Below are 26,503 nucleotides of genomic sequence, written 5' to 3' on the forward strand. Positions count from 1 at the left end.
TATGCGAACTCTGCCCATACTCATGTATCACTCCGTGGCCGGCGGCGTAGACGAAAGGTACAAGACCTGGTGCGTCACACCCGCTCGCTTTTCGCAGCATATGTGCGCGCTGGCCGACAACGGCTACACGGTCCTTGGCGTTTCCGCGGCGTTGAACAAGCTGGATGCCGGGGTGTCCTTACCGGAAAATGCCGTCGTTCTGACCTTTGATGATGGTTTGCGCGACTTTCTTGACGAAGCCTTTCCCGTTCTGGACAGACACGGGTTCCAGGCCACTCTTTATGTCGTCGCTGGGTTGATCGGCAGCAGAAGCAAATGGCTGAGACCACTCGGCGAAGGCGAGCGTGAAATGCTGCGAGCCGAAGAGATCAGGCACCTGCATGAATGCGGAATTGAAATTGGAGCTCACAGCCTGTCCCACCCGGAGCTGGACATACTGGACATCGCCTCCTGCGAACGGGAGATCCGCGGCAGCCGGCACCTGCTTGAGGAAATCACCGGCAGCCAGGTGAAGGCGTTTGCCTATCCGCACGGATATGCTTCTGCGACAACAAGACGATTGACACGCGAAGCCGGGTTTACGTCTGCGGTCCGCGTTCGTCATGCACTCTCTCACACATCGGAAAACCGTTTCGGACTTTCCCGCCTGATCATTACCCAAGACTACGATCAGACGGGTCTCATCGCCTTGCTGAACAGCAAGACGATCCCAACCGCGCCGCCACAGGATCGACTTGCCGGGACCTGCTGGCGGCTTGTGCGGCGTATTCGCAATCGACTGATGCCACCGCTGGTAAGCGATGGCCCGTACCAGCCTGCCAGGGGACCAATTTGATGAAACAGTGTGTTTGCCCGTCCGTGTTTCAACGCGGCTTTCTGATATTCGCAACCTGCATGGCAACCGGCTATGCGGTGAATGCAGCTGATGCGACAAGCTGGCAGGGAAATCCCGATCCTGCGGTAACAAAGGCGATAATGCGCATCGGGGACCTTTACAGCACCGGCAGCATTGACCGGGCTGGAGAGGAAGCAGCGCTCACATATTATCGGAACCTCTCGACCAGTAATGGCAGAATTCTCTCCGCCATACCGCCGGAGCAACTCGCTCCGGACCTTGCCTTGAGCACCCGCCCCGATGGAAAAAGCGCGGCGCGGGTCTACCAATTGGCGGCAAATCTCGGCAATCCGGATGCGTTTTTGAAATTGGGCGATCTTTACCTCAGCGGTGAATTGGTAACTTCCGATCCGGAAAAGGCTTTCTCCTTCTTTCAACAGGCAGCCGAGCTGGGCAGCGAAACCGCATCCGTAAACGTTGGTCTGATGATGATTGAGGGAACGGGCACCTCACACAACATCGGCGGCGGGATTGAACTGCTGACGGAAGCTGCGGAAAAGGGCAATGCCAAAGCGCTGATGGCACTGGGCGACATCTACAGGACCGGAAAGCCCCAAGGTGTCGACGCCGATCCAGAGCGCAGTTTCGGCTATTACAAACGCGCATCCGAGACCGGCAACATTGCAGCCGCCATCATTACCGCACGTATGCTGATTGACGGGGAAGGCACGCCATCTTCTCCTGAACAGGGCTATGAAATCGCCCGCCAGCTTTTCGAAGCCAGAGACCCCAGTGCAATGCTGCTGATGGGCGACATTCAGTTGAGCGGCCTTCCGGGCCTGCTAACGCCCGACGCCGGAAAGGCTTTTGAAGCATATTCCATGGCCAGTGAAGCGGGCAGCTCGACGGGACGCAAACAGACAGCCCTCATGCTGGTTCGCGGACAGGGTGTCGAACGGAATGTCGACCAGGGATTGCGCATTCTTCAGGACATGGTGGATTCCGGTGACGCATCCGCGATGTACATCCTCGGACAACTCTATGAAAATGGTGAAGAAAATGCCGTTCAGGCGGATGTCGCCAAAGCGTTCGATCTTTACAGGACCGCAGCGGCGTCCGAGGACCTCAGCTCCATGTTGAGAATGGCCTTCATGCAGATAGAAGGCATCGGCACTTCACGCGACGCCACGACAGGCGTGACGGTACTTGAACAATTGGCAGAAATTGGAAACTCCGATGCCAATCTGATGCTGGGCGAGTTTCACTCTGGCGCAATCGGTGAAGGCCAGTCCCAGGACCTGGAAAAAGCATTTGGCTACTATCAAGCGGCAACAAGTGCGGGCAGCGGCACCGCCCGGGTGCAGACTGCCTTGATGCTGCTGCGCGGTCAGGGGACGGAAGTGGATCGTGAAGCCGGTATGGCGCTGCTGCAGTCTGCAGCTGATACCGGTGACCCCAATGCGATGCTGGCGCTCGGCACGGTTCATGTTTCCGGCGAAGCAGGAAAGGTAGACGCAAACGCTGCGATTTCAGCCTACGAAGCGGCAGCTTCTCAAGGTGTTTACATGGCCTACATTCTGCTTGGGGACCTTTACAGCCGTGGTGAAATCCTGCCGGCGGACGGAGAGCTTGCCGTTCTTTACTACAAGAAGGCAGCCGGCATCGAAACAACGGACGAAAACGGCGTACTCACCGACGCCAACACACAATGATACGGCCAGCCTACAAACCAACGACTTTTGCCGCGCGCCCCTTGGTGCGCGGCATGGCCTTCGCGCTCTCGCTCTTCGGCGCCACTTCCTTTCCCACCATCTGTCATTCAGTGGTTACCAGCCCGCTTGAGGCAGCGGCGCTGTTTCGCCTGGGAGAGCTGATCCTTGACGGGAGATTGCTGCAGTACAACCCCTCACAGGCGTTAATCTACTTCTCGAAGGCTGCAGATCTGGGAGATCGAACCGCACGGCTGCGGATTGCGGAAATGTCTCTTCGGGGCATTGGAACAGAACCTGACATCGACCAATCCCTGAAGGAAATCAGGGAGCTTGCCGAAGAAGGCTCCTTGAGCGCGCTTGTCAGTCTCGGGGATGTCTATGCTCTCGGCTATGCCGGTTTCATCGACACGAACGCAGCCCAGAAAGCATACAAAAAGGCGTCAGAGGCAGGCAGCATAGCCGCGTCATTGCGCCTTGCCGAAATCCACCGATATGGGTTGTTTGGGCGAAAAAACGCAAGGCAGGCCTACCGATACCTTGCTCATGCAAAATCATTGGGAAACTCCTATGCGCTCTATCTGATGGGGACCGGCCTGGTTGAAGGTGAGTTTCGGCAAATTGGCCGCCCACGAAACGGGCTGGAGATGTTTCGCCAGGCGGAAGATCTCGGGGTTGCAGATGCCACTATCGCGCTGGCAATGCGGCGCAACAACCGGTCAGCTCAGCTCCTGCCCCGAACAAAATTGATCAACAAGCTGTCGGGCATGGCGGATAACGGCAATACCGATGCCGCACTTCGACTGTTTGACTATTACCTTGACCCGAAAAATTGGGGCGCACGGCAACCATCAACCCGGAACATCGATCGTGCCGGCACGCTGCTTCAGAAAATCGCTGACAAGATCGATCCGGGAGAACTGGACTATCGCTTGCTCCTGATTGATATCCTGAGTTCGAAAAAATCAGCCTATCCACCGCTCTATGAACGTATCGAAAAAATTCCACCCCGCAGTCGCCCAAGCCTGATGCGCAGAATATTGCGAAGCAATCCCAACACCTTCTTTTACTTCGTTCAGATGCGCCTTGCCGAAAACGGTCACTTCACGGGCAGGATGGACGGCCTTTTGAAACGGAGAACCATTTCAGCAATCCTCAACTACTGCGCCTCGCTTCGCGTCAAGTCTTTATGCCGAAGCGGACCTCTATCTGTTCAGACAACGCGCTTACTCATCCACGCTTTCTAGAGTTCATTGAAGGATAAGGAACCGAGCAGTGATCACGGATGAAGTTTTGAATGAATTTACTTTTTGACTAACGCAAATGCCATTCTTTGAACGCATTCGGAATTTATGGCCTGTAGAAAATTACGAACAATTTTTCCCCAAGATTTAATATTTTATACAAAATGCCAAGATGACAGCTACGGTATTTTTTAATATTATTACGTCGTTACAAACCGCAACAAAAAACAAGGAGCAAACCCCAACCAACGGCATCTTGCTCAATGATCTAAAACAGGACTGAAAGGCGAACGAGATGGATAGTGGGCAGCATCTCAGCGACGATTCAGACATTCGTCCTGAATTCGACCGAAAGTATCAGCCGGAAGATACATTCTGGTTTCATCTCAGAATGCTGACAATGCACGATTTAATGGAAAAGAAAAAAGCGTTGTTCCTCAATTATCACGAGGGAAACCCGCATAGCATCAACTGAAACGATCGGCAAAACCAGAAACAGCGGCATATGCAGTGTGCCGAAACAAACCAATAGCCGGAACCAAAGGCCCCACCGACTCGGACCAGATCGCCCAAGGCGGCAAAGTGCTGGTCAACACAGTTTCATTCGGAAATTTCACGCTTCTAACTCCGGCGGCGCAGCACTGAATTGGCGCAAACAGGACTTATGCTCACCGGTTAGCCAGGCACACATCGCCGACCACTGACCTGCCCGGAAGCGAACAACATCAACTCCCGAACATCCGACATCAACACCACAGAGCCGGCGTTGGCACGGCTACCGCTCCAGGCGCCGCCTTTCTTCAGTTTCATTTACCTGAAAGAATGCCGCCGCAGCCTCCGTACGGTTGGAGACACCCATCTTGGAGATAATGTGGTGGATGTGCAGCTTGATCGTATGCTCTGACAAGCTGAGTTGAGCGGCAATCATCTTGTTTTGCTTGCCCTGGGCAATCAATGCAAGAACTTCCCGCTCGCGGGGTGTCAACGCACCCACGGCACTATCGCCATTGACAACCATTTCTTCCGACTTGCGTGTTTTTTCAAGCTGCAGGTTCCGATCGATCTCCAGGAGTTCAACCAGATCCGGCGGCATGTAAGACCCGCCATGCAGCATGATTTGTACCGCAAACAACCATAGATCAAGTCTGAGGTTCATCGGCAGGATGTTGTGAATCACGCCGGTCTTGAGACACTCACGGATGTACTGTTTCGAATGGTAGTCACCGTTAAATGTCAGACACAGCCCGGTGTTGGGATACGTTTCCTGAAATTCTCTGAGGTTTGTGGCATTGGCCACTCCGTAGGCTTCGTCAATCAGGATCAGATTTGGACAAACTCCGTCGGCATCAGCCCTCCGGACCAATCCTCCCCAGTCGTTTGTGATTTGAACCGCCAAATCCGGCAGCTCCCGGATCAACGCATTTTCAAGTGGGTTCGGCAACCTGTCTCCGGGCCCAACGAAGTACAAATAACGCAATTGGTTCGACATTTGTGGCCTCCCATGTATTTGCCGCCTTTTAACAATCCGCATCTTACGCAGAGTAATTTGCGCACAAGGAAGTGCTAAACAGTCCTATTTGGCTCCACAATTCTGATAACAATTTATAGTAAGCAGTTTATACCAATAAAAAATCGCGAGACATAAATCAATATGTTACCCGATCAACTAAAAGTCGAACAAGATCAAGAACCCACCCTAAGGAAGAGGCGTGTCACCGATTTATATTTACACCAAATACATGATATTCTTTTTTTGTCAGTGATTTTACCTAAAACAACATGTTTACCATAACCCACTTAAATCAAGAACCAAGATAAACGCTATCGCACCAAACAATATCTGAAACATTTATTGATTTTAGACACAGGAAACTAAAATTTTTAGAAAAATAGAATAAAAATATATTGAGAAATTCTTCACAATCAAATGTTTTTGAGCAACACAATATCTTTATTTAGGCAGTCGAAATTATGTCTATATATCGATCTATTTATCGATCTTGCAATATATCACATCTAAAGCACGCAACTTGATGCTTGAAATACCTAATTAATTTTGACAGGTCTTGCAATAATCACCTCCCGGCAACCGGCGTGAAGCAGAAACTGAAGAAAGATTAAGCCTCGCAATACAGACCTGAAAGCTGAGGCAGGTTCAAGACAAACAATTTCCTCCTGGGAAGCAAATCCTCCCAGCAGACAGACAGCTCAGCCTCGATGATCAAGAAGTTCAAAGGCATTCATGTCGCCCCAACTCCGCAAAAATCACTAGTCAACGCGGCGTTTCTTTGCCTTTCCAACCTGCTCCGTCGTACACTCACACGACCAGGCCGACACAAGGGACATTCACAAGGCGGGGTTATGATAAATGCTTATCAAAAAAGTGATCTCCCCACCTCCGTCTACTGAGTGGCGCGAAGTGTTCCGCTCCGATGCGAGTGCGACACCATTTCAGTCACCGGAATGGATGACAGCAATAGAGCAGACCGGTCGCTATTCAAATGCCAGCCGCCTGTATCAAACAGCCGGTGGACGGATCATCGTGCCATTGGCCCTGAGGGCTTCCGTGCTTGGCCATCGAAGTGCTTCCTCCATGCCCCATGGCTTTGGAGCAGGCGGATGTATTTCCGACTATCCGATCGGAAAGGAGGACATCCTCACACTATTGGAAGACCTGGAAGACTTGAAGGTTCGTAAATTATCCATCCGGCCCAATCCGGTTCAGATCGATCTTTGGCCAGAAGAGCAAATTGGCTGGTCGGCATCTTCACGCGTTTCTCACGTTATCGATCTTACCGGAGGATACGAAAAAGTCTGGCAGGAGCGTTTTCGCGGCACCAAAAGAAATCGCATAAGAAAGGCCAGAAAAGCAGGAATGAGGATAGACAAGGGGAACGACACCGATCTCCTAGAAAAATACTTCTCGATCTACCTGCGATGGTCGGAGGCACGGGCAAGAAGGAGAAAGCTGCCCCCGCAACTCATACGCTTTCTGGCTGTCCGCCGGGAACCCAAGTGGAAATTTGAAAATGTGGCGAAAACAATGGGATCCCGGCTTCAGATCTACATAGCGTCAATTGACGAGACTCCCGTTGCCGGAACGGTGTTTCTAAACATGGGCAAATCAGCGGTCTACTGGCGCGGGGCAAGCGACCCGGATCTGCTGAGCAGGTTTCCTGGCAATGATCTTCTGCAGAACGAGATGATATTCGACGCTTGCCAGGCAGGGTGCTCCGCCTACCACATGGGAGAATCCGGCGGCGTCGACTCCCTTATGCGTTTCAAAAGTGATTTCGGCGCGGTTGCCATTCCCTATGCTGAGTTTCACCGAAATTCGCAGCACTGAAGAAACGAACGTTGCTCCGGAACAACAAGCCCGACATTCGGCGGTGTATAGGTTCGGACCGTGGATAACTCTTCGGATTTTAGCGCACCGGGAGATTTGCCCACCACCTTCAAATTCTTTCAGAAAAAACTGAATTTAAACGAGAAACCAAATCTCCAAACTCACCCGAATTTAGGGAGTTGAGGAAAAGTTAAAAATTTATTTGTTAACAATAATATTTAAAAGATCTACGAGTTATACTCATGTCATGATTTGCGCATACTTGTCAGACTAGATGATTGCGAATAACGGCGGGAATTTATGAAGGATCGCACTTTCATGGCAGGGCAGGTTGATCCCTCGATCCTCGAAAAATGGTTTGCATTGGTCAATCGCTGGCAGGATGTGGAGGCCGATCTTCGGGTGGCGCTCGAACAGCTTGCCCCTGACGATCCGGAGCGGGACACAAAATCCAGACTTGCGCAGGAAGAGTTTCAGGAAATCAAACGCGAAATGGACGCGCTCATAGGCAGCGCCAAACCTTCCAAGGATGCCAATTCACCGAGTTTCATTGCCGGTAGCATCAATGTCAGCAATACAAAACTCTAAGTCGGAATCAAGCAAGCGTCCTGCAGATTGAAACGATCAGTTCTGTGCTGAAACGATCGAAAGCAGAACCGCAACAATAACAATCAAGTTGATCGCGTAAAACACGACCGCGGTTCCGGACAATGCTGGACCGATTGATCTGCCCCGCCATCTTGCATCTGGTCCCGCACACTCTTTCAACACGATCAGCAGCATCGTCAGGACCGCGAGAACCGGCCCAAGCCCCGCCTCGCTTTGAAAGAAATGCGGCTCCGGCAATTTGTCGACCAAAGTGACTTCCACTTCCGCTGCCCCCGCAGGGACAGAGACATTGGAAAGTGACACGTCAACCCGATTGAACAGAGCTGTCTGCTCCAACAACTGCCGCAGCCGCGCCATTGCCGCTTCCGAATATGGTTCGCCTTCCTTCAAGGTACTGGAAGCAAACTCCGAAAGAAGATCGGCATGTCGCGATCCCTGGACCTGAACATCCCCAACGTGAGTGGATCGGCCCGGTAAAACCGCAAAGGAAAGTCCCACAAGACGAAACTCAGGTTCCAGATGTGGTCTCAATTGCAAAACGTCTCCGGAAGCGTAAGAAGCTTCACGCAGCCGCCAGATCAAACCTGCCTTCAATTGCTCAAGAGTTTCGGCACTTGCCGCGCTCCCGACAAACCGGGATGCAAGATCATCAAACCCTTCGAGCGTTTCTACCGACAACTCTTCCGGTAAACCGACTGCTCTGATCCAGCCTATGCGGTAGAGGGATCCAGGAACAGGGATCAGCTTTACGGTGCCGTCGGAAGACAGGTCATCAATGACCTCAACGCTCGCCTCGAGGTAGCCAAGAGTGTGCAAGATGCCTTCAAGTTTCTTCGCTTCGGCGGCAATCAGATCGTTTCGCCGCTGGAAAGTGACATCCGGCAAAGCCAGTGACATTGGCAGGACAAAGGCCTGCCGCAGTTCCTGTGCGACACCCGGGTCAGTTAACCGTTCAAGTTCGAGTTCGGAAGATGCGTGCGCGGTCGTCAATGTTCCCGATAGGCAAACGCAAGCGGCCAGCACAACTACGAACCGCAAGAAACATCCGCGGCACCACAAGCCGAAACAACTCACATTCACTGTCATCAGTCTTTGAGCCGATGGAAACACTCCCTCCTCCACGGCAACATTGATCAACGTGTAAATTAAACCAACACTTTCTGACACTAAAGTCAGCTAATAATTAGGTCTACGCGCTAATATACTTATCTATTTAAGCATTTCCCAGATTTGCTATATTTATTAAATATTTAAATAGAGCAACAGGATGTTGAACGAACACATACAACCTATTTCAAACGAAGTCGCATGGGAGGCTACAGCTTCGGCGTGGGACAAGATCTATTCCGTCGACCCGTTTGCCATGCCAACACAGTCCCGAAAATGGGCCGGTGCGATACTGCATGGCTCCGGTAGCAGGGAAGTCAGCCGACACTATCTTTTTTCCGACGGCCACGAAGCCATACTTCCACTATTCAAAAAGACACTGGTTCCTTTTACCTGCTCTATCCTGAACTCGCCCCCTTCCTCATGGGGGTTCGGTGGAGTACTTGCCAGGGAGCCTCTTGCTGCTCAACATCTGGAAGCGATCCTTGAAGATTGTTCTGACATTCCCGGCGCAGCCATCTCGGTACGGCCAAATCCGCTGCAGGCACGCGAGTGGCTGAAAGCGGCAGGTGCAAGAGGCTGGTCTGCGGTCCCGAAGACGTCTCACATTCTCAATCTGGAAGGTGGATTTGAGACCGTGCGCAGGACCCGGTTTTCCGGCAATACGCGTAGCAAGATCCGCCGGGCGGAAAAAAAGGGCGTCACGGTTGAAATCGGCAACAATGAAACCTTGATTGCCAGTTTTGAGCGATTGTTCCGGCGCTCGATCGACCGATGGGCAAAAAAGCAGCATGAGTTCGGTTGGCTGGCGCAGCTACGTGGACACATGCGGGATTCGTCCAGAAAATTTCGGGTCATGGCCAATTGCGCCAACGGCATATTTCAGGTGGCGATCGCTCGCCACAACGACAAACCGGTCGCCGGATCCATTGTCCTGGTGGACAGGAACGCACACTATACCCGCGGCGCAATGGACGAACGCCTGATCGGCCGAACATACGCAAACTATTTGCTTCAGGCCAAGATCATCGAGCTGGCCTGCAGCCGGAAATGTACGCACTATCACATGGGCGAGACCGGACTGTCGCGATCACTCGCTCAGTTCAAGGGGCACTTCGGCGCCGTCGCGGTTCCTTATGCAGAGCTTTGGTTTGAAAAGCTGCCCATTTTCTCGGCCGATCGAACGATGCGCTCAGGGATCAAACGGTTGATCGGCTTCACCGATGTTTAGCGGTAGGTTTCATCTTCTCCTTCTCGTCGTCGCGTCAGGGATGTTCGGCATTGGTCAGCCAGCCGGAGCAGTCGATGTTCTCCCTCCGGTTCCCGCTCCCCGCCCCTCCTCACCTCCTCTTTCACCGCTCGGCCCGGAGGGCAGGTTCGACATTGTTTTTTCGGATGAATTTGCAGATCCGGAACTGTCGCTGGATCGCTGGACGACCTGCTACTGGTGGGACAACAACGGTTGTACCAATCTCGGAAACAAGGAGCTTCAGTGGTACGTCCCTCAAAACATCCGCATTGAAGACGGAACCCTGATCCTTACCGCCAAGCCCGAAGAAGTGATCGGCCATGAGGGCATGACCTTTCCTTACACATCCGGAATGGTGACGAGCGGTCGCTACTACGAGGAAGGTCGATCAGATACCCGCTTTTCGGCCACATATGGCTTTTTCGAAATGCGCGCCAAGGTTCCATCAGGTCAAGGTTTGTGGCCGGCTTTCTGGCTTCTACCAGACAACCATACGTCCAAACCCGAAATCGACATCATGGAAGTTCTAGGTCATCGCCCAGGTGTGCTCGAATTGCACTATCACTACAAAAAAGCCAACGGCGATGTTCGACAGAAAGGTCACGAAATCGAGACGGACGACCTCAGCAAGGACTGGCATGTGTACGGCCTGGAATGGTCTCCGGATGAAATCACATGGTATCTCGACGGTGAAGAACTGTGGCGAATTGAGGATCGAGACCTGATTTCCAATGTCCCGATGTATCTCATCATAAACCTTGCTGTTGGCGGAAACTGGCCGGGTGCGCCGGATGAGAGCACAAAATTCCCCGCCGAGCTGAAAGTGGACTACGTGCGGGTGTGGCAGAGGTCGCCGTAATGAGCGATTTGCGCACGACCCTGCCCGGCCCCATCACTCCCGCCACTGCGAACCACTCAAACCTCATGCACAAGATCCAGAATGCACTGAAAACAGCACCGTTGCTTGTAAATGGCTATGCGATGATTGCCAGTACGGGCATTACCTCTGCGATTGGTATCGTGTTCTGGATGGCGGCAACCCGTTTCTACGATCAAAGTCAGGTCGGTCTCGGGGCCGCCCTGATCGCATTGATGGCACCGATCAGCTATTTCGGCCAAATGAACCTGGGAACGGTCCTGAACCGCTTCTTGCCTACTGCAGGACCTCAAGCCGGTTCACTAATCCTCAAATCCTATATCGCCGCAGGTCTCCTATCAGGTGCCATCGCCCTTGGTTTTGCACTCGGCATCGGCACGCTCACCCCTGCCCTCGCAGCTCTGAAAACCGATCCGGTCACCACGACGGTTTTCGTTTCTGGCACCGTCATCTGGACCATCTTCGCGCTCCAGGATGCAGCCTTGTCCGGGTTGCGCCTTTCAGTGATGATCCCGTTTGAAAACACAGCTTATGCGTTGCTGAAAATTGCCTTTCTGGTCGGCTTCGCATTTATGGCCACGCTGCCGGTCAATGGAATTTACCTCGGCTGGACAATTGCCCTCATTCCGGTTGTCCTGGTCATCAACGTGCTGATTTTCAGACACCTGGCGATAAGGAAACACACAGGCAATACAGAACAGATCGAGCTCAGGTCGATCATGAGTTTTCTCAGTTGGGACTATGCCGGAAGCATCTTTCTGACAGCAGGGTTTGGGCTCGCCCCCTTGATGATTGCATCTGTTGCGGGCGTGGAAGCAAATGCACCCTATCACATAGCCTGGACTTTCACTTATTCGGTTTACCTGATCGGCCGCTCAATGGGCATATCCCTTTTGGCTGAAAGCGCGGCATTCCCGCAGCGCATAGTCCGCCTGACGTCTGACGCCTTTTGCCATACGATGTTGCTGATGATCTGCGCAGTGGCGGTCATCTGGGTCGGAGCTCCTTATCTCTTGGAACTGTTCGGCGCGGCCTATGTCACGGAAAGCACGTCAATTCTCAGGGTGCTGGTCACTTCATGTCTGCCCTGGGCAGCTACAACCACTTTCATTGCAGCTTTACGGGCCAAGGGCAGGACGCAGACCGTTGCTGTGCTCCAGCTCGCGACACTCGTCATCTTCACGACCGCTAGCGCCCTGTTGCTGCACAGACTCGGCGCTCTGGGTGTCGCTTACGGGTGGTTGATTGCTCATTCGCTCGTGCTGGCAGGTTTCCTGGCTTTCAAACTTGTGCAGTCGAAACCCGGAACCGTCTCCGACATCACACTGCTTGTGGCAGCCTCTCTGGCGGACATCGCCAGCATGATCAAGCATCGACTTTTCAAACCGGCCTATTCCACCTGGGATATTTTTCCAGGCCCCAAGGGCGCGATCGGAAGTTTCGACCTCGGGCAACATGAACTGAAAAGAATGCCGGTATCGGCCACTGACAGCGCGACGCTGCTTTTGACACGCAAAGATGACGATCCACATTCCGGTGGAGATGTCACGGAAGCGGTCGTCAAATATGCAACAACACGCGCCGGGATAGCCGCCCTGCAACGAAATGCAAAGGTGTTGAAGGAGCTGCACTCCGATCAGCGTATCCGTGACCTTAAAAAATGGTTCCCGGAAATTCTTGGAGAAGACCAGCAGGGTGGTTTCTTCAGGTCGGTGGAAACTGCTCTGCCAGGAGAAGACGGCAGATCTTTCTTTGGCAACCTTGATCATCCCAAAGCTGCCGGCAACGCTGCGGTAATGCTTGTGACGAAACTGCACGAAAGTACTGCAGAACCTTCGATACTTGATCATGACTGGGCTGATCACTGGATTGATGCGCCAATCGGCACGATCGCCACGGCAACACGTTCCAGCTGGAGGTCAGAAGACCGGGCGGCCACCCTGGAATGCCTGCGCGAAGATCTCAGAAGAGCATTGATTGGCAGGGAACTCCCACTCGGTCGCGGGCACGGAGACCTGTGTCCCGGAAATGTCCTGCTGACGCATACGTCAAATTCTTCTTCCAAGATAGAGATTTCCGGTCTGGTCGATTGGGACAATTCCAGACCCAACGCACCCCTTGCACTGGATCTCTTTCACCTGGCGATCACCACCAGAATGCTGGGGAGCGGAGAAGAGCTCGGACAGATCGTCTCAAGCTGCGTTCTTGATGGCAGATTCGAACATGAAGACATCCTCGGATTTGCGTTTGCTCCGATGAAGTTCGATTCAACTGCCAAGGTGGACAGGGACTTCAACAAGAGCATGTTCTTGCTGACCTGGCTGCATCACGTAAAATCCAATTTGATCAAGTCCGAACGATACCATGGAAACTGGCTGTGGATGCGCGCCAATGTCGATCGTGTGTTGACTGCGATTGCCGCAAGAACCGGATGAGCGTCACATGAGTGTGGAAACGGTATCACGGGCAACGTTCAGAAAACCCAGGTTAGCCAAGAGGGACCGGGGCGCTCGGACTGAAAGTGCGCAGATCACCAGATTGTATCGCCGTTCGACCGGAACACGCTCTTCATCACGAATGTTCGGGGTCGTCAGGCTCGAAATTGCCTCCGCGACCAGCGCTTTTCTTGCCGCTGTCCTTTGGCTTGCAAGCCTTCCGCAGATGGACGCCGACCTTCTGGACAATTTCGGACTTGTTTCAATCCTGCCCATGTCCTTCTGGATCGGCCTGTGTCTGGCAACATGCAGTTTCGCGCTCAGTCTCGACACATCCTGCAGGTGGCCGGTCCTTCGTCCGCTGAACCTTGTCATCTTGATCCTTTTTCTTCATGCCACTGCGCCCGTTGTCTATGAAACCCTGAGATACTCCTGGGCGTGGAAGCACCTGGGAATTGTCGACTACATCCAGCGGCATGGAGGCGTGGACCGTGAGGCCCCTTTCCTGGCGGCCTATCATAACTGGCCGTTATTCTTCTGGATCTCCTCAAAACTAGCCGATCTTTTCGGTCTCAATTCCATTGAGATTGCCAATATCGTTCGTTTCTTTCCTGTCCTGGCCAATCTTTGCTACGCGGCGCTGCTCGTTGCGATCTTTCGGCGGTTTACAGACGACTTCCGACTCGTTTGGTCCGCGGCGTGGATGTTCCTGTGCGCCAATTGGGTCGGACAGGACTATTTTTCTCCTCAGGCTTTTGCCTACGGACTTTATCTTCTTGTTCTGGCCATTTGCCTCGGCCCGCTGAGGCTTCCAGGAAGCGCAGGTTCATCCGTTGCACACAAGAAACTTAACGAACTTCGAGCGCTCCTCACACGCGGAGCTCCAAGATTGCCGGAACCAAGGCGCTCGACCCGCGTTCTTCTGGTGCTGCTTGTTTGCCTCTCCATCTGGGTGATGGTTGCCTCGCACCAGCTGACACCGCTGATCCTGGTCGTCTCTCTCTCACTGCTGTCTCTCCTGTCCGGTCTGAGCATCGGTTATGCCGCCCTCACCGCCCTTGCTCTTGTCTCCTGGGTTATTTATCCCGCGGCTCCATTCACTGCCGTGGTTCTGCCGGAAGAAGTAGCGGAAATGCTGCGGTCGTTCAGTGGATTCACGGAAAAATTCATAGACACTTCCACCGTCGATCCGGAAGTTGCGATCGTCGCCTGGGCAGGCAGACTGCTTACTTTGGGGATAGCGGCCCTGGCCTGTCTGGGATGGTTGCGGCGGTTAAGCCACGGAGGGCGAGACGGCATCGCCTGTGCCCTGGCAGCCGCGCCACTGAGCATCATGCTGGTGACTTCTTACGGCGGCGAAGCCATTTTCCGGATTTTTCTGTTCTGCGTGCCATTCCTGTCCTTCTTTGCAGCAGCTTTGTTCTTTCCAACCAACATATCCGGACGCGGGCTTGTCCCTCGCCTCGTGTTTGCCGCGGTAACCCTCTTGATGGCCGTCGGTTTTTTCCTCGGCAACAACGGCAAGGACCGGCAGTACCGGTTTTCACCGGACGAGGTCGCGGCTTCCCAGTGGCTCTATGAACGGGCCCTACCCGGCACCCTGCTGGTGGAAGGCGCCCGCAGTTATCCGTCTCAGTTCCGAAACTACGAGAACTTCACCTATGTCCCGCTCTCCAACGAGCGACCGGATGCCAGAAATGAAATTCTGAGCGATCCTTCAGGCGTTCTGCGCCGCTGGTTCAGGAATGAAAGCTGGGCCGACGGCTACATTATCCTCACTCGAAGCCAAAAAGCCTATGTCGAAGCGCTTGGGATCATGCCGAAAGGTGCGTTGGACAACATGGAGATGGAGCTTCTTGCAGCTCCCGATTTCCAGCTCGTCTTCGCAAACAGAGATGCCCGCATATTCACGGCACGCAGGTTCCTTCAATCCGGACAGCCGCAGGATCGCCGACATTCACACGACGCACGACAGTAGGACCTCGACTGTCTTATCGTGACTCGCTTCTGCCATCGCTTTAACCAAATGCCCGCCGTCCTTCACCTCAACTGAAAACTGCTCAAATGTCCGGTGCATGGGTCGGTTTTCAGGTGAGACCAGATTTTCTGGATCAGGGGAGAGGTCGTATCCCGTTTCTTGTAGACCCAGATTTCAAGCTCCATGTCATACCGGCCATCTCCGGCCAATGCGAACTCCCCGGACCGGACGCTCTCATAAGCGCTGCAGGCAGGCAGCCAAAGCATCTTGCGGTCCATCAGAGCAAGACTTTTCATGAACTCGCAGGTGCCGCTTTGCGACGTGCAGACGAAGGTAGGATCCTGCGCTGTCATTTTCGAAAAGATAAGGTCTTCGACTTTGGAAAAATATCCTGTTTGTCCATAGCCGACATATTCGAGGCCACCTCTCGGCGGGTTATCGACGTCAAAGGCCGGACTTCCGTTCTCATCAAGTGCAGTACAAAGATGCATAGTATCTTCGCCCAACTTGATGGACTCGAACTCGTGGTGCTCGAAAAATGCAGGTACCTGTGGCTGAAAATAGAGCAGGACCAGATCCATCTTCCGGTCCGCCAGCATTTCGATCATTTCGTAAAAGTCATAGGTGTCGATGGAGACCGAAAAGTCGCCGCAGGTTGCCTTGACCTGACGGAGCCAGTCCGGGACGAAACTCAGGGCAAGCGAAGTTGCAGCCGCCAGACGCAAGTCGGGTGTTGAACTGGATTTGCGTCTCTGAAATTCAACCCGGTTAAGCTCCAGCTCTCTAAGCACATTTTGAGCTGTATCATGGAACTGTTGCCCTTCCTGCGTGAGCGTGACCGGGTAGCTGCTGCGGTCGAAAAGCTCAGCCCCCAACCAGGTTTCCAGCGCCTTGATGCGCCGACTGAAGGCTGATTGCGTGATGTTGCGCTCTTCGGCCGCCTGAGAAAAGTTCCCCTGCTTGCTGAGAACGAGAAAGTCGGTCAACCAGTTGGTGTCCACGCTAATCTCCTGAACCAATTGGCGAAATTATATGCAACGCAAAAATGTATGCAAAATTTGCATAACAAGCCTGTTGGTCGAATTCAACCTGTCGATATAAGCTAATCCGGTCATTTGAATGCAGGAACCTGGCTCGGAAAATGAAGCGGGCTGCATGCAAGATCGCCGGTGTTAGCCGGCATTTCGAAATCCGAGTTGTTTCAGAGGGGAAAAGTCGTGAAACTCCTACCATCTCTCAAGAGCGCGTCTCTTGCGGCAATTCTAGCAACATCCGTCGCATTTCCGGCGCTTGCGGAAACACCTAAAGATACATTCGTTATCGCCCGCAACACCGCGGATGCCATTACGCTTGATCCGGCGGAAACCTTTGAATTTACAGGTGGCCGTGTCCTCGCCAATCTTTATGAGCGTCTGTTCCTGTTTGAGCCGGACAACCTGACCGAGCTGGTTGGAGGCATTGCGGAATCTTACGAATTTTCCGACGACGGGAAAAAGATCACCGTCAAGCTGCGCCCTGGGCTGACCTTCCATTCGGGCAATCCGGTGACCGCAACCGACGTTGCCTATTCGCTTGGACGCGCAATCAAGCTCGACAAGACACCGGCTTTCATCATCAAGCAGATCGGCTGGACACCTGAAAATGTTGACGAGGCTGTTGTTGCCGTTGACGACAATACCGTCGAGATCAACATTCTTGCAGACATCTCTCCGGCGCTGGTGCTGAACCTGCTCTCCTCAAGTGTTGCCTCCATCGTGGACATGAAGGAAGTCCAGAAGCACGAAGTCGATGGCGACATGGGTTACGGCTGGTTGAAAGACCATGCTGCGGGCTCCGGTCCTTTCAAGCTGAAAACCTGGAAAGCCAACGAACTGTTCATTCTTGAAGCGTTCGATGACTATCGCCATGGCAAGCCGACAATGAACCGTGTCGTGATCCGCCACGTTGCAGAACCTTCAGCACAGCGTCTGCTGCTGGAAAAGGGCGATGTTGACGCTGCCATGGAATTGACCGCCGATCAGCTCAAGGGCCTCGCAGGCAATGCGGATGTCTCCGCACAGCAGTATCCGAAGGGATACCTGATGTATCTGGCGACCAACATGGAGCACCCGGTTCTTTCCAAGCCAAAGGTCCGTGAAGCGCTCAACTACATCGTCGACTACGACGGCATGGTCGGATCCATCCTCGATGGCCAGTACAAGATCCACCAGAACTTCTGGCCGTCAGGCATGTGGGCAGCTTCCATGGAGACGCCTTACAGCTACGACATGGACAAGGCGAAAGCTCTGATTGCCGAAGCTGGCGTTGAGCCGGGCACCAAGATCACCATCGATACGCTGAACAAATCTCCGTTCAAGGAAGTTGCACAGAACATTCAGGCCAGCCTGAAGGAAGTCGGCATCGATTCCGAAATCATCCTGTCCGATGGCAAGACCCTGTGGCCGAAGTACCGCGCCCGCAAGCATGAGCTGATCGTTGCCCGCTGGGGTCCGGATTACTCTGATCCGCATTCCAACGCCGACGCCTTTGCGCACAACCCCGACAACCGTCTGGAAGCAAAGCTGACCGGCAAGCTGACTTGGCGTAATGCCTGGGATGCGGAAGGCCTGACCGAGCTGACCAACCAGGCAGCGGCGGAATCCGATCCGGAAGTCCGGGCGGACATCTACGCCGATCTTCAGAAGAAGGTTCGCGAAGATTCTCCGTTCACCATCATGTTCCAGGCGATCGGGACATTCGGCCAGCGTGCGAACGTGGATGGTTTCGTCAACGGCGTTACGTCCGATCAGGCGTATTACCGCAACGTGACCAAGAACTGATAGCGGCTCGGCCGCGCATGTTGCACTCAGCAAACATGTGCGGCCATCGACAATGCGTAATACCGCGCGCCCGACATCTCCAGGGGCGTGCGGTTTTGCGTGGCTATCGATTGTTATCCGGGGGCGGATGCTTTGGCAGAAAATTACGGCAGGTTTCCCGGATTGCATTTCGGCGGGTGCAAGTTGCGGGAATATCTGAATGACTGACAGTTCCACAGTGCGAAGCGCGGCGGTGGATTTCAAACCTTATGTGAATGTGGCCAGAAAGATCGGCGGGGGCATCGTCATGCTCCTTCTCACCTTCATCGGTTTGACGGCCATTACCTTCATTATCGGCCGCATCATGCCCAATGACCCTGTGGTCGCGATCGTCGGCGATCGTGCATCCAAGGAAGTCTATGAGGCGATGTATCTTCAGCTCGGTCTCGATAAACCGATCTGGCAGCAATATCTGATCTTTCTCAACAACATCCTGCATGGCGATTTTGGCAACTCGGTCATGACCACCCGTCCGGTGATCGAGGACATCAAGCGTTTCTTTCCTGCCACTCTTGAGCTTGCCACCATCGCAACGATTGTCGGAATAATCATCGGCATTCCCGCAGGTGTTCTGGCGGCCGTGCGGCAAGGCAAACTGATCGACCATATCGTTCGCGTCATTGGACTGCTCGGCCATTCGATCCCGGTGTTCTGGCTGGGCATGGTTGCCTTGCTGATTTTCTACGCAAAGTTGGATTGGGTCGCCGGTCCCGGCCGTATCGACTTTTTTTATGACGGCATTGTCGACCCGATAACCGGGGTCATCCTCATCGATTCAGCGATTGAGGGCCATTGGGATGTCTTCTGGAACGCTGTCTCGCACATCATTCTGCCGGCTTCGATGCTGGCAATCTACTCACTCGCCTATATTGCTCGCATGACCCGCTCGTTCATGCTGGACCAGCTGAACCAGGAATATGTTCTGACAGCCCGGGTCAAAGGCCTGAACGAGGGTGCCGTTATCTGGCATCACGCCTTCCGCAACGTGCTGGTGCAGCTGATCACCATCATCGGCCTGACCTATGCCAGCCTGCTTGAAGGCTCGGTCCTGACCGAAACCGTGTTCGCCTGGCCCGGGATCGGTCAATACATCACCAATTCGCTTTTCAACGCGGACATGAACGCCGTAATTGGCGGCACCCTGGTCGTGGGACTGTCCTTCGTCTTCATCAACATGCTGTCCGACATTCTCTATCGAATTGTCGATCCGAGGGCCAAGTAATGTCAGACGCGTCCATCAAACCGAACCGCGGATTGACTGCCTGGCTGTTGGCGGACTTCCCCCAGAACGCCTTCCAGGCGCGCTGTCAGCGGGCCTATATCGGCTGGCTGTCGTTCAAGACCAACCCGATCGCAATGCTCGGGTTGTTTATCGTTTCCTTCCTTTGCTTTGTCGCACTGTTCGCACCCTTGATTGCGAGCGGCGACGGCACGACACAGGATCTTGCCAACCGCCTGGCCGCACCGAGCGCCGAACACTGGTTCGGCACGGACGAGCTCGGGCGCGATGTCTTTGACAGGATTGTCTGGGGGTCGCGCGTCACCCTCTACATCATCTTCCTTGTTTCGATCATCGTCATGCCCATCGGACTGATCATCGGAACGGCTTCCGGCCTCTTCGGCGGCATCGTCGACAAGGTTCTGATGCGCATCACCGATATCTTCCTCGCCTTTCCGCGCCTCATACTGGCGCTTGCATTCGTGGCCGTTCTGGGCCCAGGTCTGGAAAACGCGGTTCTGGCAATCGCTCTGACCACCTGGTCACCCTATGCACGCCTGGCCCGGGCGGAAACGCTGACCTTGCGCAGCAGCGAATACATCATGGCCGCCGAAATCATGGGGGCATCAAAGGCCCGCGTCCTCTTTGCCCATATCATGCCCATGTGCCTGTCTTCGACGATCGTCCGTCTGACCCTCGACATGGCAGGCATCATTCTGACGGCAGCCGGTCTTGGGTTCCTTGGCCTCGGTGCGCAGCCTCCCCTGGCCGAATGGGGCGCAATGATTGCAACCGGCCGCGATTTCCTGCTTGATCAATGGTGGGTGCCGACCATTCCCGGGATTGCTATTCTCGTGGTCTCCCTGGGCTTCAACCTGCTGGGTGATGGTTTGCGAGACGTGCTCGATCCGCGTAGTTCGGGAGGGCACTGAGCATGAATGAGATGAGGATGACTGGCTTTTCTTCAGAACCCTCGGGACAGGATCCGCTGATTTCGGTACGTGACCTGCACGTTCGCTTTACAACGCCCAAAGGGCCTGTCCATGCGGTGCGCGGCGTCAGCTTCGACCTTGGCCGGGAACGGCTCGGCATCGTTGGGGAATCCGGCTCCGGAAAATCCCAGACCGGCAGAGCACTGCTGCGCCTGACGGCAGGCAATGGCTCGATCGACGCCAGCAAGATGGAGTTTGACGGCCTGGATCTGATGAAAGCGAGCGAGAAAAAGATGCGCAGCATTCGCGGCTCCCGCATTTCAATGATCATGCAGGACCCGAAATACTCGCTGAATCCCGTCCTGACCGTTGGCGCCCAGATTGCCGAATCCTGCCGCCGCCACGAGGACATTTCCAAGGCGGACGCGAAAAAGCGCGCTTTGGCCATGCTGGATACAGTTCGCATCCGTGAACCGGAAAAGGTCTATAACCTTTATCCGCATCAGGTGTCCGGAGGAATGGGACAGCGCATCATGATCGCCATGATGCTGATTACCAATCCGCAGGTGATGATTGCCGATGAACCGACCTCCGCACTTGACGTGACGGTTCAGATGCAGGTGCTGGCCCTTCTGGATGACATGGTCCGCGAACGCGGCATGGGACTTGTGCTCATCAGCCACGACCTGCAACTGGTCTCCAGTTTCTGTGACCGTGTGCTTGTCATGTATGGCGGACGGATCATGGAAACGCTCGACGCCAAAAATCTCGACCAGGCCCAACACCCTTATACCAAGGGCCTGCTGAATTGCCTGCCGCGTCTGGACGGCAGGCACGATGACCTGCCGGTCCTGAAACGCGATCCGGCCTGGTTGACTGAAGGCGGCGATGCCGATGGAGGCCTGACATGATGATCGACATCAAGGACCTGAACATCGTTTTCGGCTCCGGTCACAACCAGATCCATGCCGTCCGTGACGTCAACCTGGAAGTCGCGGAAGGTGAAAGCTACGGGCTGGTTGGCGAATCCGGTTCCGGCAAGTCAACCATTCTTCGGGCGATGGTCGGCATCAATGCTCATTGGACCGGGTCCATCAAGGTTGACGGCCAGCTTCTCACGCCCAAGCGTACAGTTGCTTCACGCAAGCACATGCAGATGGTCTTTCAGGACCCCTATGGATCGCTGCACCCTCGCCGTACCGTAGACGACACGCTGAAAGAGCCGCTCGTCATTCATAATCTTGATGATCGCGACGAGCGCATCATCAGGATCCTGAAGGAGGTTGGCCTTGGACCGGAATTCCGGTTCCGCTACCCCCATCAGCTTTCCGGAGGCCAGCGTCAGCGCGTTGCCATCGCCCGGGCGCTCATTCTGGAACCAAGGGTCATCCTGCTAGACGAACCGACAAGCGCTCTGGACGTCTCTGTTCAGGCGGAGATCCTCAATCTGCTGTCGGCGCTGCGCAAAGCCCACGGACTGACCTACATCATGGTCAGTCATGATCTTGCGGTCGTCGGTCACTTGTGCAGCAAGATCGCAGTCATGAACCGGGGAGTGGTCATCGAGGAAATGACCGAGGAACAGATGCGCAGCGGCGAAGTCGCCCATGACTACACCCGCCAGCTCTGGACAGCTTCGCACGGTTATGACCGGGCGGCTCTGAAGACGTTCAAGGAATTTGCCTGACAGCACTCGAAAAGGGCGTGGCAACAACGCTGCCACGCCGTCTTGAAAATCGGATCGTCAAAGTCAGAACAATCTAGGTGAGCTCGCTGTTCAACCTCTTCTCCGATGCCCCCGGCGGCTGTGCCCACGAGGCTATGATCCGGTAAACAGCCGGGGTCAGGAACAGGGTAAAGATGGTCGCGAGCCCCAGGCCGCCGACCACAACCCAGCCAACCGCAATCCGGGCTTCGGCTCCCGCTCCTGAAGCAAGCACGAGCGGAATGCTGCCTGCAACGGTGGAAGCCATGGTCATCATGACCGGCTTGAGCCTGATCCGCATGGCATTGCGGATGGCATCGTCAACCGATTGCCCCTTCTGGCGCAGCTGATTGGCGAACTCGACGATCAGGATGCCGTTCTTGGCCATGATGCCGACCAGAATGACGAGGCCGATCTGGCTGTAATAGTTCAAACTGCCTCCAGTCATCAATATGGCAAGCAGGGCTGTTCCGAGCCCGCAGGGAACCGTGATCAGGATGATGCAGGCGCTGCTGAAACTCTCAAACTGTGCCGACAGGACCAGAAATACGATCAACAAAGCAGCAGCGAAGACCAGCAACGCAGCCGTTTCACCGGTATCCAGTGTCGCGGCTTCTCCAAGAAAGACCAGGCGGCCCTCATTGCCCAGAATGTCCGGAGCAATTTCCTTCAGCCGCGCGACTGCGGTTCCCAGGTCAACGCCTCGTCCGAGATTGGCCTGTGCGGTGACAGCCCGTTCACGGGCTTCACGAGCCAGCGTGGAAGCCGCTGCGGAGACCGACAGTTCAGCCACGGTCGATATCGGGACGAACTGGCCGTTGCTTGCCCGAAGGAACGTATTTTCCAGATCACCCTGATCGTTGATCGGACGCCCCCCTACTTCAAGCTGAACGTCGATGGCTTCGTTGTTGAGGAAAATCTCGGAAACCTTGTCGCCCTCAATAACCGTGTTCAAGGTCTCGACAACATCACGTGGCGCGATGCCCAGATTGGCTGCCTGATCCCGATTGACCTCAAGAAGAAGCTGCGGCTGGTTGACCTCATTGACAAGTTGCGGATTGGAAAAAGCAGGATCGCCATCCATCGCCGCAATCAGCTCGTTGGTAAGATCGCCGAGAGCGTCATATTCCTTGCCGACCACCGCGAACTGAACACCTCTCCCTGCTCCACGGATACCCAGACTGTTGGGACTGCGCAGGGAAATGAGAGCGCCGGGTATCCGGCTCAGCGGTCCCTGGATTTCAGCGGCGATTTCCTGCTGGCTTCTTGTCCGGTCTTCCCATTGCGCCAGTCGCACGAAAACCAGGCCGAAGTTGGTATTCCCGAACCCGATGATCGACTGGACCGCAACCGCCTCACCCGACTGAACATAAGGATCCAGGATCTTTTCGACGCGCTCGACCTGCTGGCTGGTGTAGTCAAGGCTTGCGGAGGCAGGCGTCCGCAGGGCAACCATGATGGTGCCGCGGTCTTCCGATGGTGTGATCTCCTGCGGCAGAGAGCCGTAAAGCGCCAGAGAAGCCGCCGCGAACGCCAGGGCAGCTGTTAGAACCCCAAACCGCCACCTGATGATGACATCGATCAGCCTGTCGAAGAGCAACAGAACACCTCTGTCCGGCTCATCCAGTTCTTCATCGGCGACAGTTGCATTGCCATTGGGTTTCCCCGGGTCCACGAATGCGCAAAGCGCAGGACAAAGCGTCAGCGCGACGAAAGAAGACAGGGCCACGGAAAAGGCCAGAACGAACCCGAATTCGCTGAAGATGCCGCCTGCCTGTCCGGGCAGGAAGGAAATCGGAATGAAGACCGCTGCGAGCGTCGCTGTTGTCGAGATAACGGCAAAGAAGACTTCCCGCGTTCCAACTGCCGCAGCGGCGAAAGCACCGAAACCTTCCCGTCTCCGGCGGACAATGTTCTCAAGGACGACAATGGCATCATCGACCACCATGCCGGTTGCCAGAACCAGCGCAAGAAGTGTGATCGTGTTGACCGAGAACCCCGCTGCCCAGATAGCCGAAAGGGTACCGACAAGTGCGATCGGTACCGCGACTGCAGGCACGATCACCGCCCTGACGGATCGCAGAAACAGAAATATCACCGCCACGACGATAAAGACGGCCATGCCGATGCTTGTGACAACACCGGCGATGGACCGTTCCACGAACACGCCGTCGTCGGAAACGATCATCAGATCGGCCCCGTTCGGCAATTCCTCCCGCAACTCGGCAACGGCAATCCGGGCAGCATTCGAAATCGACAGCGTATTCGCGTGAGACTGCCGTATGACGTTTAGACCGACGGATGGCTGACCGTTGATCCGAGTGATTACGGTCGGGTCGTCAGAGGTGAACTGGACGAAGGCGACATCGCCGATAACCGTTTCCCGGTTGAGGCGGATTGCGGAGATGGCTTCTTCGGTCGTGGTGGAAGCAACTGAGCGGACGATCAGCGCCTGCGTGTTGGTCTCCAGTGCTCCGAGCGGGATATCAAGGTTGGCACTGGCCAGCGCAGAGCGCATGTCGGCAAGCGAAATTCCACGGCTGGCGAGGGCAACCGGAGAGAACGTGACGCGCATGATCCGGTCGTAATCGCCAACGGTTTGAACTTCCGCGACACCTTCAATCGACAGCAGCCGATCCGAAACGATGCCTTCCGCAAGCGAGGCAAGGTCAGTCAAAGGCAGGGTTCCACTCAGAGCAAGCCTGACGATTGGGTCGGCATCCGCATCGCTTTTTTGAACCGTCGGCTCTTCCAGGTCGTCGGGCAGGTTTCGTCTTGCACGGGACACGAGATCGCGCGCATCATTGGCGGCATCGGTGATGTCGGTTGTGGAGCTGAGCTCCAGGGTCAGTCTGGCACTGCCATAAGTCGACGTCGCCGAAATGTTCTCCAGCCCTTCAAGCCGCGCCAGTGCATCTTCCAGAACACTGGTGACTTCCGCATCAACCGTGCTTGCGGAAGCGCCGGGAAAGGTTGCCCTGACAGAAATGACCGGCCGCGATACGTTCGGCAACTCCCGGACCTCGACACCCTGTAACGCGGTCAGGCCGGCAATGATCACAAGAAGGTTGACCACAAGCGCCAGCACCGGGCGCCCGACAAACGTCGCCGCAAGGCCAAGCTTTTCACGCGTGATCTTGTGCGCCGCATCCTCACCCATCAGAGCGGCCTGCCTCTGTCCCGGCAACTTCAATCGCGATGTCGGCGCCCTGGCTGACCTTGAAGGCTCCGTCCTTTACGACGCGGTCACCGTCGTTCAGGTCCGCTTCGACCCAGACATTGTCGCTTTGCCGATGCCGCAGAACCACTTCGATCCGTTCCGGCTTGTCATCCACGCCAAGCCGCCAGACATAGGCACCGTTCTGGTTCCAGAGAATGGAAACCGCCGGCACCATCGGCAGTGGATTGTCCGAACTGGCCAAACTGACGCTGAAGGTCATGCCTGGCAGCAGCAGGTTTTGAGGGTTCTGAACTTCCGCACGAACCCGAACGGTCCGGAATTCCTCATCGATGGAACTGTCAAAGGACTCCACGACGCCGCTGAAGATCCTGCCTTGCAAGGCAGGCGTCGACAATCGCACGGGAACGCCGATCCGGATCTGGGAAATCGACGTTTCCGGAACCGTGAACTCCACCAGAAGGCTGCTGGCATCGACCAGCGTCACGATTTCCGCACCTTGCGGCAGATAACTGCCGACCGTGAGATCGTTCAGGTTGATGCGGCCCGAGAAAGGAGCCCGGATGATGCGCCGATCGTACTCGTACTGAGCTTCCGCCACCTGGGCCTGGGCAACGGCAAGAGCAGCCCGCGCTTCGTCCACCTGAGCCTGAGAGACGGCGTTGGAATGCTGGCTCAGGAGCGTTTCGTATCTGGCGAAGGCAGCGTTCTGCTTTTCAAACTCCGCTTTGGCGCTGCCCAGCAGGATTTCCTGCGTCTTGCGCTCCAGCGTGACAATCGGATCTCCGGCCTTCACGTCCGTATTCGGCTGGACATGAATCTTCTCGACCGTTCCTGCTACATCCGCAGTAACGTGTATGGATCGAACAGCCTTGCCGGTCCCGATCGACTGTATGCGTGACCTTGGCGGAGTGAGCCGGACATCCTCGACGGTGACGAAGACGGCATTGGTCGGAAACTTTTCCTCAGCCTCATCCGGCTGGTTCTGGCCGACTTCCGACAAGGAGGACACCTGGGCCGGATTGCCTTTGGAGCCGACAAGCCCGCTCGACGATATCCAGAACCCAAGGATGAACGCGACCGCAATCGCAAGGATCACTCCAATACCCCGGTTCATGTGTTTCACCTCACATCGTCAAGGGACAGGTCAAAGTTGCAACCGTTCAAATCACATAAGACAGAATCGGCAACCAAAAGACCAGACACAAATTGGAGTATTTGT

The 26,503-nt window shown here is 54.9% G+C and carries 20 protein-coding genes; 15 read left to right on the plus strand and 5 right to left on the minus strand.

The window, feature by feature from the left end; genetic code table 11:
* Window position 1 precedes the first annotated feature (1 nt).
* The 4 genes from ABLQ08_RS09365 to ABLQ08_RS09380 all read left to right on the plus strand — a co-directional run bounded on the left by ABLQ08_RS09365 (window position 2) and on the right by ABLQ08_RS09380 (window position 4,263).
* The gene (locus tag ABLQ08_RS09365) at window positions 2-835 is read left to right on the plus strand and encodes a polysaccharide deacetylase family protein (protein WP_352941057.1); all 834 of its coding nucleotides are present in this window, start codon (window positions 2-4) and stop codon (window positions 833-835) included.
* Window positions 835-2,547 carry a tetratricopeptide repeat protein gene (locus ABLQ08_RS09370; protein ID WP_352941059.1) on the plus strand — a complete coding sequence of 571 codons (1,713 nt, stop codon included), beginning with the start codon at window positions 835-837 and terminating at the stop codon, window positions 2,545-2,547. The genes ABLQ08_RS09365 and ABLQ08_RS09370 overlap by 1 nt, the downstream gene beginning before the upstream one ends.
* Before the next feature lie 53 nt (window positions 2,548-2,600).
* The gene (locus ABLQ08_RS09375) at window positions 2,601-3,791 is read left to right on the plus strand and encodes a tetratricopeptide repeat protein (protein ID WP_352941062.1); all 1,191 of its coding nucleotides are present in this window, start codon (window positions 2,601-2,603) and stop codon (window positions 3,789-3,791) included.
* 292 nt (window positions 3,792-4,083) lie between these two features.
* On the plus strand, window positions 4,084-4,263 hold the full coding sequence (locus tag ABLQ08_RS09380; RefSeq protein WP_352941064.1) for a hypothetical protein: 180 nt from the start codon (window positions 4,084-4,086) through the stop codon (window positions 4,261-4,263).
* 300 nt (window positions 4,264-4,563) lie between these two features.
* Here ABLQ08_RS09380 and ABLQ08_RS09385 read toward each other — a convergent pair whose 3' ends face one another.
* Window positions 4,564-5,277, minus strand: a complete 714-nt coding sequence (locus ABLQ08_RS09385; protein WP_352941066.1) for a helix-turn-helix domain-containing protein — start codon at window positions 5,275-5,277, stop codon at window positions 4,564-4,566.
* A gap of 879 nt (window positions 5,278-6,156) precedes the next feature.
* On the opposite strand from ABLQ08_RS09385, the gene ABLQ08_RS09390 reads away from it, so the two are divergent.
* A complete protein-coding gene (locus tag ABLQ08_RS09390) occupies window positions 6,157-7,134 on the plus strand; it encodes a GNAT family N-acetyltransferase (RefSeq protein ID WP_352941068.1) in 978 nt (325 codons plus the stop codon).
* A gap of 300 nt (window positions 7,135-7,434) precedes the next feature.
* Window positions 7,435-7,722 (plus strand): hypothetical protein, encoded by a 288-nt coding sequence (locus ABLQ08_RS09395; protein WP_352941071.1) that lies wholly within the window; start codon window positions 7,435-7,437, stop codon window positions 7,720-7,722.
* A gap of 36 nt (window positions 7,723-7,758) precedes the next feature.
* On the opposite strand, the gene ABLQ08_RS09400 is transcribed toward ABLQ08_RS09395, so the two are convergent.
* Entirely contained in the window at window positions 7,759-8,781 is a 1,023-nt protein-coding gene (locus tag ABLQ08_RS09400; RefSeq protein ID WP_352941073.1) for a hypothetical protein, read from the minus strand.
* A 229-nt stretch (window positions 8,782-9,010) separates the two neighbouring features.
* Between ABLQ08_RS09400 and ABLQ08_RS09405 the strand changes: the two genes are divergently transcribed.
* Genes ABLQ08_RS09405 through ABLQ08_RS09420 form a run of 4 tightly spaced genes read left to right on the plus strand, consistent with a single transcriptional unit; the run spans window position 9,011 to window position 15,389 of the window.
* Entirely contained in the window at window positions 9,011-10,081 is a 1,071-nt protein-coding gene (locus ABLQ08_RS09405; protein WP_352941074.1) for a GNAT family N-acetyltransferase, read from the plus strand.
* Entirely contained in the window at window positions 10,074-10,958 is an 885-nt protein-coding gene (locus ABLQ08_RS09410) for a glycoside hydrolase family 16 protein (RefSeq protein ID WP_352941077.1), read from the plus strand. Before ABLQ08_RS09405 ends, ABLQ08_RS09410 begins: the two co-directional genes overlap by 8 nt.
* Window positions 10,958-13,411 (plus strand): phosphotransferase, encoded by a 2,454-nt coding sequence (locus ABLQ08_RS09415; RefSeq protein ID WP_352941078.1) that lies wholly within the window; start codon window positions 10,958-10,960, stop codon window positions 13,409-13,411. The genes ABLQ08_RS09410 and ABLQ08_RS09415 overlap by 1 nt, the downstream gene beginning before the upstream one ends.
* Window positions 13,412-13,418: 7 nt before the next feature.
* Entirely contained in the window at window positions 13,419-15,389 is a 1,971-nt protein-coding gene (locus tag ABLQ08_RS09420; RefSeq protein WP_352941081.1) for a hypothetical protein, read from the plus strand.
* A gap of 62 nt (window positions 15,390-15,451) precedes the next feature.
* Here ABLQ08_RS09420 and ABLQ08_RS09425 read toward each other — a convergent pair whose 3' ends face one another.
* Complete coding sequence (locus ABLQ08_RS09425) at window positions 15,452-16,390, minus strand: LysR family transcriptional regulator (protein WP_352941083.1); 939 nt, start codon at window positions 16,388-16,390, stop codon at window positions 15,452-15,454.
* Between the two features lie 216 nt (window positions 16,391-16,606).
* On the opposite strand from ABLQ08_RS09425, the gene ABLQ08_RS09430 reads away from it, so the two are divergent.
* The 5 genes from ABLQ08_RS09430 (at window position 16,607) to ABLQ08_RS09450 (ending at window position 22,085) form a co-directional block, all read left to right on the plus strand.
* A complete protein-coding gene (locus ABLQ08_RS09430; protein WP_352941084.1) occupies window positions 16,607-18,208 on the plus strand; it encodes an ABC transporter substrate-binding protein in 1,602 nt (533 codons plus the stop codon).
* Between the two features lie 199 nt (window positions 18,209-18,407).
* Complete coding sequence (locus tag ABLQ08_RS09435; RefSeq protein WP_352941087.1) at window positions 18,408-19,469, plus strand: ABC transporter permease; 1,062 nt, start codon at window positions 18,408-18,410, stop codon at window positions 19,467-19,469.
* On the plus strand, window positions 19,469-20,398 hold the full coding sequence (locus ABLQ08_RS09440; protein WP_352941089.1) for an ABC transporter permease: 930 nt from the start codon (window positions 19,469-19,471) through the stop codon (window positions 20,396-20,398). The genes ABLQ08_RS09435 and ABLQ08_RS09440 overlap by 1 nt, the downstream gene beginning before the upstream one ends.
* A gap of 2 nt (window positions 20,399-20,400) precedes the next feature.
* Complete coding sequence (locus tag ABLQ08_RS09445) at window positions 20,401-21,309, plus strand: ABC transporter ATP-binding protein (RefSeq protein ID WP_352941091.1); 909 nt, start codon at window positions 20,401-20,403, stop codon at window positions 21,307-21,309.
* Window positions 21,306-22,085 (plus strand): ABC transporter ATP-binding protein, encoded by a 780-nt coding sequence (locus ABLQ08_RS09450; protein WP_352941093.1) that lies wholly within the window; start codon window positions 21,306-21,308, stop codon window positions 22,083-22,085. Before ABLQ08_RS09445 ends, ABLQ08_RS09450 begins: the two co-directional genes overlap by 4 nt.
* A gap of 73 nt (window positions 22,086-22,158) precedes the next feature.
* Here the strand turns inward: ABLQ08_RS09450 and ABLQ08_RS09455 are convergent, their stop codons facing one another.
* Both ABLQ08_RS09455 and ABLQ08_RS09460 read right to left on the minus strand, forming a co-directional pair.
* A complete protein-coding gene (locus ABLQ08_RS09455) occupies window positions 22,159-25,263 on the minus strand; it encodes an efflux RND transporter permease subunit (RefSeq protein WP_352941095.1) in 3,105 nt (1,034 codons plus the stop codon).
* Complete coding sequence (locus tag ABLQ08_RS09460) at window positions 25,256-26,398, minus strand: efflux RND transporter periplasmic adaptor subunit (RefSeq protein ID WP_352941096.1); 1,143 nt, start codon at window positions 26,396-26,398, stop codon at window positions 25,256-25,258. The genes ABLQ08_RS09455 and ABLQ08_RS09460 overlap by 8 nt, the downstream gene beginning before the upstream one ends.
* Window positions 26,399-26,503: the final 105 nt, after the last annotated feature.

This window comes from Roseibium sp. SCP14 (assembly GCF_040329475.1).
In the GTDB taxonomy this organism is placed as follows: domain Bacteria; phylum Pseudomonadota; class Alphaproteobacteria; order Rhizobiales; family Stappiaceae; genus Roseibium.